Source organism: Mycolicibacterium novocastrense (genome assembly GCF_001570485.1).
Lineage (GTDB): Bacteria > Actinomycetota > Actinomycetes > Mycobacteriales > Mycobacteriaceae > Mycobacterium > Mycobacterium novocastrense.
Map to the genome: position 1 here is coordinate 144,784 of NZ_BCTA01000023.1, position 14,348 is coordinate 159,131.

16 protein-coding genes are annotated in these 14,348 nt (G+C 66.4%); 12 read left to right on the top strand and 4 right to left on the bottom strand.

Annotated features, from left to right (window positions below; translation table 11 throughout):
• Nucleotides 1–71: 71 nt before the first annotated feature.
• Complete coding sequence (locus tag RMCN_RS08115; RefSeq protein ID WP_067388274.1) at nucleotides 72–425, top strand: Fe-S protein; 354 nt, start codon at nucleotides 72–74, stop codon at nucleotides 423–425.
• A gap of 63 nt (nucleotides 426–488) precedes the next feature.
• Nucleotides 489–1,364: a hypothetical protein gene (locus tag RMCN_RS08120; protein ID WP_067388276.1), complete on the top strand. Its 876-nt coding sequence runs from the start codon at nucleotides 489–491 to the stop codon at nucleotides 1,362–1,364.
• Nucleotides 1,365–1,396: 32 nt separating this feature from the next.
• Here the strand turns inward: RMCN_RS08120 and RMCN_RS08125 are convergent, their stop codons facing one another.
• Complete coding sequence (locus RMCN_RS08125) at nucleotides 1,397–2,413, bottom strand: TIGR03617 family F420-dependent LLM class oxidoreductase (RefSeq protein ID WP_064400419.1); 1,017 nt, start codon at nucleotides 2,411–2,413, stop codon at nucleotides 1,397–1,399.
• A 171-nt stretch (nucleotides 2,414–2,584) separates the two neighbouring features.
• On the opposite strand from RMCN_RS08125, the gene RMCN_RS08130 reads away from it, so the two are divergent.
• The 5 genes from RMCN_RS08130 to RMCN_RS31830 are packed head-to-tail and all read left to right on the top strand — an operon-like array spanning nucleotide 2,585 to nucleotide 6,910.
• Complete coding sequence (locus RMCN_RS08130; protein WP_234787613.1) at nucleotides 2,585–4,978, top strand: nitric-oxide reductase large subunit; 2,394 nt, start codon at nucleotides 2,585–2,587, stop codon at nucleotides 4,976–4,978.
• Nucleotides 4,975–5,619, top strand: a complete 645-nt coding sequence (locus RMCN_RS08135) for a hypothetical protein (RefSeq protein WP_084377263.1) — start codon at nucleotides 4,975–4,977, stop codon at nucleotides 5,617–5,619. Before RMCN_RS08130 ends, RMCN_RS08135 begins: the two co-directional genes overlap by 4 nt.
• Complete coding sequence (locus RMCN_RS08140; protein WP_067388278.1) at nucleotides 5,619–6,437, top strand: SPFH domain-containing protein; 819 nt, start codon at nucleotides 5,619–5,621, stop codon at nucleotides 6,435–6,437. Before RMCN_RS08135 ends, RMCN_RS08140 begins: the two co-directional genes overlap by 1 nt.
• Nucleotides 6,430–6,762, top strand: a complete 333-nt coding sequence (locus RMCN_RS08145; RefSeq protein WP_067388280.1) for a hypothetical protein — start codon at nucleotides 6,430–6,432, stop codon at nucleotides 6,760–6,762. Before RMCN_RS08140 ends, RMCN_RS08145 begins: the two co-directional genes overlap by 8 nt.
• 22 nt (nucleotides 6,763–6,784) lie before the next feature.
• Nucleotides 6,785–6,910, top strand: coding sequence for a hypothetical protein (locus tag RMCN_RS31830; RefSeq protein WP_263987711.1), 126 nt, complete (start codon nucleotides 6,785–6,787; stop codon nucleotides 6,908–6,910).
• Here RMCN_RS31830 and RMCN_RS08150 read toward each other — a convergent pair whose 3' ends face one another.
• Nucleotides 6,911–7,945, bottom strand: coding sequence for a DUF2293 domain-containing protein (locus RMCN_RS08150; RefSeq protein ID WP_067388282.1), 1,035 nt, complete (start codon nucleotides 7,943–7,945; stop codon nucleotides 6,911–6,913).
• A gap of 71 nt (nucleotides 7,946–8,016) precedes the next feature.
• Here RMCN_RS08150 and RMCN_RS08155 point away from each other — a divergent pair, with 71 nt between their 5' ends.
• Nucleotides 8,017–8,223 (top strand): CopG family transcriptional regulator, encoded by a 207-nt coding sequence (locus tag RMCN_RS08155; RefSeq protein ID WP_067388284.1) that lies wholly within the window; start codon nucleotides 8,017–8,019, stop codon nucleotides 8,221–8,223.
• Nucleotides 8,220–8,594 carry a type II toxin-antitoxin system death-on-curing family toxin gene (locus RMCN_RS08160; RefSeq protein WP_067388286.1) on the top strand — a complete coding sequence of 125 codons (375 nt, stop codon included), beginning with the start codon at nucleotides 8,220–8,222 and terminating at the stop codon, nucleotides 8,592–8,594. The genes RMCN_RS08155 and RMCN_RS08160 overlap by 4 nt, the downstream gene beginning before the upstream one ends.
• A gap of 7 nt (nucleotides 8,595–8,601) precedes the next feature.
• Here the strand turns inward: RMCN_RS08160 and RMCN_RS08165 are convergent, their stop codons facing one another.
• A complete protein-coding gene (locus RMCN_RS08165) occupies nucleotides 8,602–10,938 on the bottom strand; it encodes an AAA family ATPase (RefSeq protein ID WP_084377265.1) in 2,337 nt (778 codons plus the stop codon).
• Nucleotides 10,939–11,059: 121 nt separating this feature from the next.
• Between RMCN_RS08165 and RMCN_RS08170 the strand changes: the two genes are divergently transcribed.
• The 3 genes from RMCN_RS08170 (at nucleotide 11,060) to RMCN_RS08180 (ending at nucleotide 12,738) form a co-directional block, all read left to right on the top strand.
• Entirely contained in the window at nucleotides 11,060–11,284 is a 225-nt protein-coding gene (locus RMCN_RS08170) for an antitoxin (RefSeq protein WP_067388288.1), read from the top strand.
• Nucleotides 11,285–11,677, top strand: coding sequence for a TA system VapC family ribonuclease toxin (locus RMCN_RS08175; protein WP_067388289.1), 393 nt, complete (start codon nucleotides 11,285–11,287; stop codon nucleotides 11,675–11,677). It begins immediately after the preceding gene.
• Between the two features lie 62 nt (nucleotides 11,678–11,739).
• On the top strand, nucleotides 11,740–12,738 hold the full coding sequence (locus RMCN_RS08180; protein WP_067388291.1) for an ERCC4 domain-containing protein: 999 nt from the start codon (nucleotides 11,740–11,742) through the stop codon (nucleotides 12,736–12,738).
• On the opposite strand, the gene RMCN_RS08185 is transcribed toward RMCN_RS08180, so the two are convergent.
• Nucleotides 12,728–14,092: a flavin monoamine oxidase family protein gene (locus RMCN_RS08185; protein WP_067388293.1), complete on the bottom strand. Its 1,365-nt coding sequence runs from the start codon at nucleotides 14,090–14,092 to the stop codon at nucleotides 12,728–12,730. The genes RMCN_RS08180 and RMCN_RS08185 overlap by 11 nt on opposite strands.
• Between the last annotated feature and the right edge of the window lie 256 nt (nucleotides 14,093–14,348).

The window sequence follows — 14,348 nt, forward strand, 5'->3', positions numbered from 1 at the left end:
CACCGCCCGAGGGACCGCCAATGCAGCAAATTCGTCACCGGAAATCTCCGACCAGGCGTTAAGCTCAACCCATGGAACTACTACGCAACGTAGTTGTACTTCTGCACATCGTCGGCTTCGCGATCACGTTCGGCGGCTGGGCCGCCGAGGCCCTGGCCCGGCGCTTCCGCACCACCCGCGCCATGGACTACGGCCTTCTGCTCTCGCTGCTCACCGGCCTCGCGCTCGCCGCGCCCTGGCCCGTCGGGATCGAACTCAACTATCCGAAGATCGGGATCAAGCTCGTCATCCTCGTGATCCTGGGCGGGGTCCTCGGCATGGGCAGCGCTCGCCAGAAGCGCACCGGCAACCCCATACCGCGCCCGATGTTCTGGTCGATCGGCGTCTTGTCGTTGACAGCAGCAGCCATCGCCGTGCTGTGGTGACTTAGCCAGTACAGCAAACGTGTGAATCAGTGAAATGTCATATACACCTGGAATAATGGTGTAGTGACGCAAACTGCAATCGAACATCTTCACATCGTCGAGGGAGCCGACTGGAAGGACGCGGTGATCACTCTGCTGGAGGATCGCTCGTCCTACCGGCCTTGGCGCTACGGCTTCGGCGAAGCCCACATCGGCGACCCGGTGGCCATCGTGTTGAACACCGATCCGCCGTCGGTCATGACGCGACTCGGCCGCATCGGTCCCGACGGCCGCTTCGACCGCGCCGAGATCACCTGGGGCCTACCGAGCCCCGGTCTGGTGGACCTCGGCACCCTGGCACGGGTGGTCAGGTTCGCCGGCGACGAGGACCCTCGCAAGGTGTGGCAGCTTCGCGGCGACGCGGCCACGCGCATGGTCCTCGCGCTGACCGACTGCGACGCCGACGGCAAGCGTTCGACGCGGTTCGGCCATTCGACGATGGCCGCGGCGGCCACCCTCCTGCACTCCTGCGGCCGGTGCACCGGATGCGGAGCCGTCCTCGACCTGCTCGGCGCGCGTGCCCGCGACGTCTTCCGCATCCGCACGGTCGACTTTCCCGAGCGGCCGCAGCCGCAGCCGGTGATCATGGAAGCCACCAACGTGCCCAGCTACTTCTATGGCCCGATACCCGACAAGTGTTGGCTGCCAGAACTTCCCGCCGATTGGCCCGGCGTACTGTGCCTGCGCTGCGACACCGCCATGCGCGACGGCGGCTTCACAAGCCTGATCGACTATCTGTTCTCCCAGCATCCGCGGTGTCCCTACTGCGGCGCCCAACGCACGCAGAGCGCGCAGTTCGGACAGGTCTTCCATCTGGACTTCCCGCCGTGGGACGACTACCGCGGCTGCGCCCGTCGAAAGGACAACTGGACCTGCACCGTATGCGGCAGCCAATGGTGACCCGGTCAAGGCGAGTCCGCTGGCCGCCTCACTCATCGCGCCCGAATGCTTTGCGCCACCTCGCCGTAACGCTCGAACCGCGCCGGATCGGCCAGCGCGTTGTAGAGCACCACGCGTGATGCCACCCCGCCGTACCGTGAGATCAACGCGTCCGCCAGACCGTCCCACGTCGACTCCGTGGCGAACACCGCGATGTGCTCGTCGGTGATCTGCTCGGCCATGCCCTTGTAGTCGCCGGCCTTCTGCTTCTCCCGGATCCGCGCCGTCGTGCCCTCAAACCCCGCCTCGTCCCAGATGAACGCGTAGTTCGGCGTGCTGCCGTAGAAGCTCATGCTCGTGCGCACCAGCTCCCGCTCGCGATCGCGTTCCGCGTCGGTGTCGCCGACGATCGTCATCACCGGCACGATCACCGCGATGTCATCGACCGAGCGTCCCGACTTCGCCGCGCCCTGCGCCAGATTCGGCAGCACATGCCGCCCGATGTATCCCGGCTCGCCGAGCGGATGCACGTGGATTCCGTCGGCCACTTCGCCGGCCATCCGCAGCATCCACGGGTTCACGGCCGCCACATCCACTTTCGGATCAGGCGCGTCGATCGGTCCCGCGCTCCACTGCGGTGTGATGAAGTCCAGGCTGTAGAAGTCGCCGCGATGCTCGAGCTTGCCCGTCCGGAACGCATGGAAGCACGCCTTCACCGCCAGCACGTAGTCCCGCAGCCGCGGGCCCGGTCGCTCGAACTCCATCCCGTAGCGCCGCACCACGTGCGTGCGGACCTGCGTACCCAACCCCAGACGAAAACGGCCGCCGGTCGCCTCCTGCAACTCCCACGCCGTCGCCGCCGTGACGAACGGGCTGCGCGGAAACGCCACCGCGACGCCCGTCGACAACTCCAGCCCCGGCGCGGCCTGCGCTGCCACCGCCGCATTCAAGTACGGCGTGCGCCCGGTCTCGGTGAACAGCAACCCGGAGAAGCCGGCCGTCTGCGTCCGTCGGGCCAACTCGCCGATGTCCTGAAGCGGTTGCGGGGTCGTCATCACGTCGACGTGCACAGTCGCACCCTAGCCCGACCATCGGTCTGCCACGCCAACTTTGGCTAGCCTTTGCTTAACAACCGCCAAGGCCGACGCGAACTCTTGGAACCTCCACCACTTTCGCGGTGCCTTTTGTTACCTTGGCTACACGCTGCGATCGTGAATCCGATGTCGTCGGAAGGGATAGCCGTGACAGACCAGTTCTTGGAGCCCGCGCCGAGCAAGGCGGAACTCGCCATCTCCAAAGGCTGGGTCCAGGGCGTCGCCCTGGTCATGGTGTTCGGCTTCCTGATCATGGGCATGCTGGCCGCCCGGACCTACTCCGACTCGATGCCGCAGCCGCAGCGCGTCGTCGGCCCCGACGGCCAGACGCTCTACACCGCGCAGGACATCACCGCCGGACAGCAGATCTTCCTGCGCCGCGGGTTGCAGCAGTACGGGTCGGTGATGGGCCACGGCGGCTATCTCGGGCCCGACTACACCGCCGAATACCTTCGCCTGTCGGCCGACCATGTCGGCCAGGAGCTGCGCGACGCGGGAGTGCAGGATCCGACCGCCGCAGTCGTCGAGATGATGCGGACCAACCGCTACGACGAGGCCACCGGAACGCTGCAGTTCACCGCCGAGCAGGTGAGCGCCTTCGAGAAGATCCGCGATTACTACGCCGACTTCTTCGGCACCGACTCCACCGAGTACGGCCTCATCCCGCAGGTCATCACCGACCCGCAGGAAATCAAGGAGCTGACAGCGTTTTTCAGCTGGACGGCCTGGGCCAGTGCGGCCCAACGTGACGGCCACTCCTACTCCTACACCAACAACTGGCCGCCCGAACAGCGGGTCAACAACACGCCCACGGCCGACATCCTGGTCTGGTCGGCGATGTCGCTGATCGCGCTGCTCGCCGGGCTCGGCGCGCTGTTCGCCCTCTACGGCCGGTGGAGCCGCAAGATCGGTTGGCACGCAACCGAAACCCCGTCGCTGAAGTTCCGCCAGCCCGGTGAGGTCGCGATCACCCCGTCGCAGAAGGCAACCGCGTGGTTCTTCCTCGTCGTCGCGGTGCTCTTCCTCGGCCAGGCGATACTGGGCGGCGCGATCGAGCACTACCGCGCCGAGCTGAGCAACTTCTTCGGTCTGGACCTGGCCCAGATTCTGCCGTTCAACCTGGCGCGGACCTGGCACGTCCAGCTGTCGTTGCTGTGGACAGCGGCGTCCTTCCTCGCCGCGGGAATCTTCCTGGCGCCGATCATCTCCGGCCGCGAACCCCGCCGCCAGTCCTGGCTGACCTACGGGCTGCTCGGCGCGTTGTTCGTCGTCGTCGCCGGCACCCTGATCGGCACCGCGCTGAGCACCTTCGGCGTCGACTGGGCCAAGGGCTCGATCTTCTTCGACCAGCAGTGGGAATACCTTGACCTGCCGCGCTTCTGGCAAGCGCTGCTCGTGATCGGGCTGTTCCTGTGGATGGCGATCATCTTCCGCGCGATCCGCTCGCGGCTGAAGACCGAGAGCAAGCTGAACATGCCGTGGCTGTTCTTCTACGCCGGTCTGGCCATCCCGGCGTTCTACGCCGTCGGCATGCTCGCCGGTACCGAAACCCATCTGACCGTCGCCGAATTCTGGCGGTTCTGGGTGGTGCACCTGTGGGTCGAGGACTTCCTCGAGCTGTTCACCACGGTCATGGTCGCCTACATCTTCGTGATGCTGGGCGTGGTACGACGCAAGATCGCGATCCAGCTGATCTTCCTCGACGTCATCCTGTACTCGATGGGCGGTGTGATCGGCACGATGCACCACCTGTACTTCTCCGGAACTCCGGTGGAGCACATGGCTCTTGGCGCGTTCTTCTCCGCGCTGGAGGTCATCCCGCTGACGTTCCTGACCGTCGAGGCGTGGACATTCCTGCAGCTGGGTTCGCGGCAGCAGTCGCGCAGCAGCGCGCCGTTCCCGCACCGGTGGGCAGTGATGTTCCTGGTCGCCGTCGGCTTCTGGAACTTCGTCGGCGCAGGCATTTTCGGCTTCCTGATCAACCTGCCGATCGTGTCGTACTACCAGATCGGCACCGCGCTCACAGCCAACCACGCGCACGGCGCGATGATGGGCGTCTACGGCATGCTCGCCGTCGGGTTGGCGCTGTTCGCGCTGCGCTACATCATCCCGCCGCAACGCTGGCCGGAGAAGCTGGCGAAGCTGTCGTTCTGGTCGCTCAACATCGGGCTGGCGTGGATGGTGTTCGCCACGCTGCTGCCGCTCGGCGTTCTTCAGCTGTGGCACTCGGTGAACGACGGCTACTACGAGGCCCGCACGTTGAACTACATCACCCAGTCGGGCAACGTCGTGCTCGAGTGGCTGCGCATGCCCGGTGACTTCCTGTTCATCCTCGGCGGTGTCCTGCCGTTCCTCTGGATCGCTTGGCTCGGTGTGCGATACGGCATCAAGGCGACCACGCACACGCTGCCCGCCGAGACGTTGTTCGTGGAGGAACACGCCCACGCCGAGGAGGACCGCACGGGAATGGCGGTACCGGGACGCAGCCGTTATGCCTCGGACCGACGGGTGACGCCCGACGAAAGCGGTGAGGGTCCGTGATCGCCGGCATCGGGATCGCCGCGTGGCTGACGATCGGCTACGCGGTGGTTCTCGTCGCCATCGCCTACGGCATCGACACGTTCGCCCGCCGCGCCGCGGCCAAGGTCGAGGGGCACCGCACGGGCGCGTTTGTCTACCACGAAGACCACGATGCCTGGCAGTGTCCGGAGGATCAGTGGTTGTGGCCCACGTCCTTTGACCCCGACAACCGGGTCATGCGTTACCGGGGGACCCCGTCGATCTGCAACGCCTGCCCGGTCAAGCACACCTGTACCTCGTCGCACGACGGTCGCGAGGTGAGCCGCGCTATCGACAGTTGGCCGGCGTCGGAGGCCGCGCGCTTCCACCGCGGAATCGCCTGCGCCGTCAGCGCCATCGCGGTGATCCTGCCGTTGGCGACGGCCCTGGCGGCCGACACCGCACCGGAGGCGCTGCTGTTACTGGGGGCGGCCGTGGCTGTCGGTGTGTTGACATTGCCGCTGTGGTCGCATCTGCGCCGCACCCGTGCGGTGCCCGACGGAGTGGTGTTCCACAGTCTCGACGAAAACCTCGAGGAGCGAAAGCGCCTGGCCGAAGCGGAGACTCGTCGTCGCAGCTCGTATGCATCGGACCGACGGAACGAGCCGCGGGAGGTGCTCTGATGGACGCCTGGATGGTGGTTGTGGTGTTCTTCGCGATCGTGCTGCTGGCGGCGGCAGTCGCAACGATCCGCATCATCAAGGAGTACGAACGCGGGGTGGCGTTTCGCCTCGGTCGACTTCGCGGACCGCTCGGTCCCGGCATCGTGGTCGTGTTGCCGGGCATCGACAAACTCGTGCGGGTGGACCTGCGGACCGTGACGCTGACGATCCCGCCGCAAGAGGTGATCACCCGCGACAACGTCACGGCACGCGTCAACGCCGTCGTGCTGTTCCGGGTCACCGACCCGACGAATTCGGTGATGGCCGTGGAGAATTTCGCGGTCGCCACATCGCAGATCGCCCAGACGACTCTGCGCTCGGTGGTGGGGCGCGCCGACCTCGACACGCTGCTCGCGCACCGCGCCGACCTCAACGAGGATCTCGCCGCCTCGATCGCGAAACAGACCGAACCATGGGGGATCGTCGTCGAGGTCGTCGAGATCAAGGACGTCGAGATCCCCGAGATGATGCAGCGCGCGATGGCCCGCGAGGCCGAGGCCGAACGGGAACGGCGCGCCAAGGTGATCAGCGCGCACGGCGAACTGCAGGCGTCGACCGAACTGCGCGACGCCGCGATCACGCTCAGCGAGAGCCCGGCGTCGTTGCAACTGCGCTATCTGCAGACTCTGCTGGAGCTCGGCGCCGACCAGAATTCCACGGTCGTCTTCCCGATTCCCTTGGACATCGTGCGTCCGTTCCTCGAAAGTTCACGGTCCGACCCGGACAGCGGCGCCGGCGGCACGGTACCCCACATCAGGAGAGTGAAATCTGATGACTGACAGCGTATCCGGCCCCGCCAGGCTCGATGAGCCCGGCGAGGGCATCGACGACGGTCGGCCCGTCGTGCTCGAGCCGACTCCGCCCGGCATGTGGCGGGCGTTGCTGGGCACGGCGGTCGCGGTGCTGGCGCCGCTGTTCGGTTTCCTTGTCGGCGGTATGTTCGGCGCGGGGATGGTGGGGGAGTCGGTCGACCCGATGTTCCTGTCGTTGTTCACCGGCATCGTGATCGGCGGCATCGGCGTATTGGTGGCGATCTCCGGAGGTGCGCGATTGTGGCGGCACTTCCACCGGCAGGAGGCGCTCCCGGAGGCCGACGGCGTATAACAGACCGATCGAAATCTACGGTGTGACAGTCGAAATTGCATCGCTCGCCGACGTGATCCGTGCGGAGCAGGCCGCCAACCGGCCGAAGGATCAACGGGTATTGCCGACGCTGCGGGAGCCGCTCGCCCGCCGCGACGAACGGCGATAGTCAGGTGTCGAGCAGCGTGACACCCTCGCGCCAGGCGGTGAGGACATCCTCGACGCGGTCGTACACCCGCGCCCTGGCGGTGTCGCGGTCGACACCCGACATCAGCAGGTCGTCGTATTCGGTGTCGATATGGCGGATCGACGCGGCGACGGCGAGTCGGACCGCTTCGGGGTCCAAACTCCGTGCCGCGGCGCTGCGGCCCACCCTGCCGCTGCCGCGCGCCGCGGTGTGCATCGCGATCGCTTCCGCGCGGTCCGGGGGACACCCGGGGAACTGCTCACGGATCGCGGCGGCGAACTCGCCCTGGAAGCGCACGTCCTCATCGGCGCGACGAATCCTGTCGCGATCGCGGCGCCTTGCCCGTAAGTCCGTGTCCGACAGGCATTCTCGCGCGGCGTGTTCGATCGCTGCCGACTCCACCAGGACGCCCTGTCGTTCGTAGCGATGACGTCGCCTGGCCCAGCGCACCACGACCGCGGACAACCGGCTGGCCTTCTTGGAGCGACGGGTGAGCGCGGCGTCACCGGACGGCAGGAATTCGAGATGGCCGAGGTCGGCGCAGTCGAGGCACAGGGTGCCGATCGTGCCCTGGACCAGCAGATCGCCGGGGTCATGAGCGTCGCCGCACGACGAACAGTCCCAGGGGTTGTGCGGCGAGATCACGACGAGGTCGCGGGGACGCGGCTGTTCGCGCACCGGCTCGACGTGACCCGCCGTCGCCCAATACGTGCGGTAGGCCTGTTCGACGTCGGGGTTGCCTTCGGCGGTGAAGACCAGATCGCCATAGGTGGCCTCACGCTGTTCGAGCCCGCGCTCTTCGGCCCAGCGCCGCGATGCCTCCGCGGCTTCGACGACCTTGTCGCCGCCGACCTGTACGCACATCTCCAGCCGCGGAACTCGGCCCCGCTCCCACCGCTCGACGTTCGGTTGCGCAAGCCAGCCCAGTTCCAGGAGAACGTCGATGGTTCGGACCGCTCCTCGTTCGGCCAACACCGCATCTGCCGCGCGGGCGACGCGCGTCTTCACGTTCGCCATGAGCCGACGTTACTTCCCGTGGGTGACATCGCCGAACCGACGGGTGGTATCAAAGTGGTATCGTCACGCGCATGGGCATGACATTGCGGACCAGTGAGAAGCAGGCGGAAGCGCTTCGCCGACAGGCCGAGGCCGAGGGGCGTTCCATGCAAGCGGTGGCACTGTCAGCCATCGACGAGTATATCGAGCGCCGCGCGCATCAAAACGACGTAAAGACAGTGTTAGACAAGGTAATCGAACGTGAACAAGGTGTGCTGCGGCGACTAGCAGACACATGACCGTCTACCTGGACCTCGATGACTTGTTGCTGATCGCGGCGCGGGCGATCTCCAGTGAGGTGGTGGTCGGGGACTACGGCTTGCTGGAATCGGCGGTTGCGCGGCCCAAGACCACCGTCGCCGGGGCCGACGCCTATCCCGACATCCACACCAAGGCGGCTGCCGTGCTGCATTCCCTCTGCCGCAATCATGCACTCGTCGACGGCAACAAGCGGCTGGCGTGGACGGCGTGTCAGGTGTTTCTCGGCCTCAACGGTGAGTGGGTGACGGCAGGCGAGGACGCTCGTTTCGACTTCATGATCGCCATCGCTTCGGGTGTGATCGACGACGTACCAGAGATCGCGAACCAGTTGAGGACATGGTGCGCCTGAAACCCGGTTAGCGATCGGCCAGCCAGGCAAAGAACTCCTCGGCGGTGAACACCGGCTTGCCGTACTCCTGCGCCTTGCGCGCCTTACCCGACTGCGTGCCCGCCTCGGCCGTGACCAGCACCTCGCAGCGCGTCTTGGTCACTGACCGCACCGGCTTCAGGCCCGCCTTCGCAGCCATCCGCTCGATCTCGTCACGTTCCACCACACGGCCGTTCGGGCCCAAAGCCGTTCCGGTGAAACAGATTCGCGCGCCGGGCGCCAGTGCTTCTCCGATGTCGTGGCGGGTGACCAATTCCGCGTCGCTCACCACATCGACGCCCAGCAGCTCCGACACCGCGTGCAGGCGCGCCACCACCTCGTCGGGCAGGAGTGTCCGGGAGGCCGCCGCGCGCAATTGATCAGCGACCGTCGACCGAGCCGCCGCGTCCCACGACGAGTCCAGGTCTCGCTGCACCGATGCGCCCAGCAGCACCGCTCCGACGTCGCGGCTGATGCGTAACAGCGCCGACAACCCGGGTAGATGCTCGGCCGTCGGCGTCGGCACGTCCGGGTCGCGGCTGACCAGGAGACCCGAAACCGATTCCGCCGGTTCGGGTTCCTCGAACGGCGACGAACCCTTCTCGACGTCCGCGGTAGCCAACGCCGCCAGCGCCGACCGCGCACGTTCCAACGCCGTCCGCCCTGTCACCCGCGCTCCGCGCAGTTCGACACCCAGCGGCATCGGCGTGACGTGGCCGAGGCGTTTGAGCTCGAAGTCGATCAGCCCCAACGTCTCGTCCACTCCCGGCCCGACGGGCGTGCAGCCTGCCAGCATCGGCGCGATCACCGCCCAGGCTTCGCGCAGCGTGGGCGCCAGCAGCACATCAGACACGCTGATGCCGTAGGCGTTTCGCGCGTCGGCCAGATCACGCTGAGGGTTGACCAGCGTCGAGACGGCGGTCCCGTCGTCGAAGGCCACCGCCAGCTCCACAGGCCGCGGCCGCGACATCCGCCCTTCGTCGCCGACGGTGAGCATGCCGATCGCGCAGTACTTGCGCGCCGTGACACCGCTGATCGAGCCCCGTAGGAAGCGCGCGATGCGGCGGTCGGTCTTCAAATCCTTCGGCAGCACAGGTCGTTTGAGCACCAGGCCGCCGAGCGAGGTGCACCGGCTCAATGCCACGTACAGCTGTCCCGTGGAGAACATGCCACCGGTGAGGTCGACGACGACCCGCTCCAGCGTCTGCCCCTGGCTCTTGTGGATGGTAATCGCCCACGCCAGCTTGAACGGCACCTGCGTGAACGTGCCGATCACCTCACGACGCAGCGTGCCGCCGTCGACCACCGGGCGCGTCGCCTCCCACGTGAACGGCGTGACCTCCGCGCATGATCCGTCGGCGAACTCGACCTCGACGACGACGCCGTAGCGGTCGTAGCCGACGCCGACGACACGGCCGATCGAGCCGTTGACCCACCGGTCGCCCTGGTCGTTGTTGAGCATCATCACCTGCGCGCCGACCTTGAAGCGCAGTTCGTCCTCGATCGGCTTGTCGAACAGCGACAGGTCGCCGGACTCGCGGGCGCGGTGCGTCATCTCGTCGCCGTCGAGGCGCTCGAGATGCTGGCGGTTGCGTGCGGTCACGAGTCGATTGGTCGGCGCGAGCGTCAGCCAGAATTCGTCGTCGGGCGGGATGAAGTCCTTGTCGGCGCGGGCGTTGAGCTGCTCCTGGGCGTGGCCGAGTAGGACGCCTTCGCGAATCTCGTTCAGAATCGCGGTCATCCGGTCGTCACCGAGCTGACGGAACACCGTCGTCAACGAGATCGTGGGGAAGTCCTCGCGGGCGAACTTGCGGGCGGAGAAGAAGTAGGGCGTCTCGTAGACCGTCGAGAAGTAGGTTTCTTCGCCGTCGCCGACCACCGGCGGAAGCTGGTAGAGGTCGCCGACGAGCACGATCTGCACTCCGCCGAACGGCGCGCCCGGCTCCGGTCCGTAGCGCTCCAGCGCCGTGGCGACCATGTCGAAGACGTCGGCGCGGACCATGGACGCCTCATCGATGATCAATGTCTGCAGCGACGCCAGCGTCCTGGCGAATCGGCCCGGCCGGTAGTGACCGCCGGTGACGTCGCTCAGCGTCGTCGTCGTACGGAAGCCGAACAGCCGGTGAATGGTGTAGCCGTCGACGTTGAGCGCTGCGATCCCCGTCGGCGCGACCACCACGACGTTGCGGTCCGTCTCCGCCATGAAGCGACGGATCAGCGTCGACTTGCCGGTGCCCGCCTTGCCCGTGAGAAACAGATGCTTGCCGCCGGCGAGCAGCGCCAAGGCCTCCCGGAACTCGTCGGTGAGGATCAGATCCCCGCTCACGGGTCGCACAGTACCCCGTGGCTTCAGGGCCCCAGGAAGTTGTCCACAGCCGACGTAGGCGACACCGTCGGGCTTGTTGTGTGCATCAACGCACCATGATGATCTGATGCTATGGTCGGGTATGCGCACGACCGTGGATCTACCAGAGGACCTGCATAAACAGGCGCTAGCGATCGCCCGCGACACGGGCCGCTCCTTGAGTCAGACCGTTGCAGATCTGATGAGACGGGGACTGGGTGCCCACAGCGTGGCGCCGGTTTCGACCGATCCCAGGACGGGCCTGCCGGTCATCAGCGTCGGCACGGTGGTGACATCCGAGGACGTGCGGTCGTTGGAGGATGAGTAGGTGACCGTGCTGCTCGACGCGAATGCGCTTGTGGCGCTCGTCGTGACGGACCATGTACACCACGACATTTCTGCCGAGTGGTTGTCGAAATCGAAGACGCCGTTCGCGACATGTCCGATCACCCAGGGCAGCTTGATGAGGTTCTTGATCCGTGCCGGTCAGCCGGCCAGCGCCGCTCGCGAGGTCATCATCGGCTTAGGAGCCGCGGCGCGCCACGAGTTTTGGCCCGACGAGGTGCCGTATGCCGAGATCGACCCCACGGGGATCATCGGACACCGGCAGGTGACCGACGCCTACCTCGCTCAACTCGCGCGTAGCCGGGGTGCACAGTTGGCGACGCTCGACTCTGGCCTGGCGCATCTGCACAGCGACGTGGCAGTCCTCATCGCCTGATCTACGCGGCGGATGAGCGTCGGTTCTGCCGGATCCCACCCACACCGGGCAGACTGGAGCGCGTGGCGGAATTGCTGATCGCGGCGAACCCGCAGCCCGACTCCCGGCTGCGGTATCTGTTGCGACTCCCGCAACCGGGCGGGGATCTGGTCTTCCGGACCTCGGGCACGTGGCCGCGTGTCAAAGCGCTGTACTGCCACCCCATGAGTCTTGACGATTGGCCCGCCGACGCCGAGGTCATCGAACGGCTTCCATTGCAATCGTGTCAGCGTCGGGGCGCGGCCATCGATGTGATTCTGCAGCGGGGACGCGAGAACCGCTCCCAGATCGTGTTCACCACTGCCCGGGGCCGCGAGGTGGTGTTCTGGCAGTCGCCGCGCACCCGTAAACAAGCACGCCCCAACGTGCGAACGCCGACCGCGCGCGCTCAAGGCATCGAAGAGTTGCAGGTGCTGGTGGATGCGCATGAGCGGTACGCCTACACCTTCAGCTCGCAACAGGTCAGCATCGTGAAGCGGGCACTGCCATGCGGTGATTACGGCGTCACCGTGGACGGATCGCTGGTGGCCAGCGTGGAACGCAAATCACTACCCGATCTCGTGTCCGGCCTGACCAGCGGCAAGCTTCGCTTTCAGGTCGCCCATCTCTCGGCGCTCCCGCGCGCAGCGGTCGTGGTCGAAGACCGCTACTCGCAACTGTTCCGGCACAACTTCGTCCGCCCCGCGGTGGTCGCCGACGCCCTCGCCGAGTTGCAGATTCGGTGGCCCAGTGTGCCGATCGTGTTCTGCGAGACTCGCCAGCTCGCCGAGGAATGGACTTACCGCTTCCTTGCTGCCGCGCACACTTGGGCGCTCACCGAAGAAGCTGCGCAACAGCGCATCTCGGGGGAGCGAATCGACATTGCAATACCTGCACCGGCGGGTGCGGAGTCCGAACCGAGCACCGCCGAAGTCCGCGCGTGGGCGCGCGACGCGGGCCTGCCGGTACCCGACCGCGGTCGGCTGCGCCCCGAAATACGGCAGGCGTGGCGCGACGCGCACGACCCCTCGGTCAAGCCATAGCCATCGCTTCGCGGGCCATCACCTCGGCCGCGGCGCGCTCGCCGGAGCGCACGGCGCCGTCGATGAATCCGTACATCACCGCCGAGGTCTCGGTGCCGGCCCAGTGGATGCGTCCGCACGGCTCACGCAGCGCGGGTCCGAACTCGGTGAGCACACCCGGCGGGGCGTGCGCGATCATCCCGCCGCCGGAGTACCGCTCGATGGTCCAGTTCTGTTCGACATAATCGACCGGTTTGAGTGCCCTGTCGCCGAACCGTTCCGCGACAGCGTCCAGTACCGCGCGCCTGCGCTCGTCATCGCCGAGGTTGGTCAACCGGCGCGCTTCGGGGCCCTCCGTGATCACCGTGAGCATCCCGGGAGTGCCGGTGTCGGTGCACGAGTCGATCGTCAGGTTCGCCGGCGATCCTGGTCCGAACGACTGCCCCGAAAGACCTTCGGCCCGCCAGAACGGCTCGTCGAACACGAGCGCGATCTTGTAGACCGCCCCACTGGGCATCCGCTGGTGCAAGAACGATCGATCTGCGGGAAGCATTGGCTCATAGGAGATCTGGCTCGCAATCGAGATCGGCACCGCGACGATCGCTCGGCGTGCGTTGACCACCATATCGTCGGAGCGCACGATCACCCCGTCGGGATTCTGCTCAACGCTGCGCACCGGCTGCGACAGGTGGATGACGTCACCGAGCTCGGCTGCGACCGCACGGTGGATGGCGCCCATGCCGCCGACCGGCCGCGCGTCCTCGGCTGCGTCCTTGACGCCCAGCACGAAGCTCGGGCCGCCGGCCGACGCCATCTGATACAGCACGAACAGCAGTGAGATCTCCGATGCCGCAGACGTATACAGCCCCGCAACAGCGCTTTCCAGCAGTTCGCGGGCGGGTTTGGACAGCGTGTTCCTGTCCAGCCACGCCGCCCAGCTGGTCTGGTCCCACTTCTGCGCCTTGCGTGCGGTCCACGGCGCCTCCACCGGAATGGCCTTGCACATCTGCGTGAGCTCGAGAAACACCGTGCCGATGTTGGCGACCGCCCACGGACTCATCGACAGCGGAATGGTTCCGGTGTACCGATACTTCTTGCCGTCGACGAACATCATCGCGTCGCCGTCGGTGTACTGCTTGTAGCTCGGCACCCCAAATTCCTTCATGAGCGCGTAGATCGCGTCCTGCCCGGGACCGATCCAGGCGCCACCGCGGTCGATCCACGCCCCGGCGTCGCGTACTTCCGTGAAGGTGCGACCGCCGACACGGTCGCGGGCTTCCAGCAGCGCCACCGAATGACCCGCTTGTTTCAAGCGCAGTGCCGCGGTCAGTCCGGCGAACCCGGCACCCACGACGCAATAATCCACCTCTGCCATGACAGCCCCTTCGGTTGAATTGCGCGGGGCCGGGCGGCCGGGTGCAAGCCTCGGCGCGCCCTCATGCGGACGCGAAGGCACCTAGACTCAACGCCTGATTGCCGCTTGTGTCAATAAACTGTTGCGTCGGGAAGGTTCTCGTGAGGGTGGGAAGCGGGGTTATGGTGACACTTCACTGCTGTCGCAGAGGTCCCTAGCCAACGCCAGCTTCGCTGTGTTTGGCGTGTTCAGATCCCGGAGGATCTCAACCTTGCTC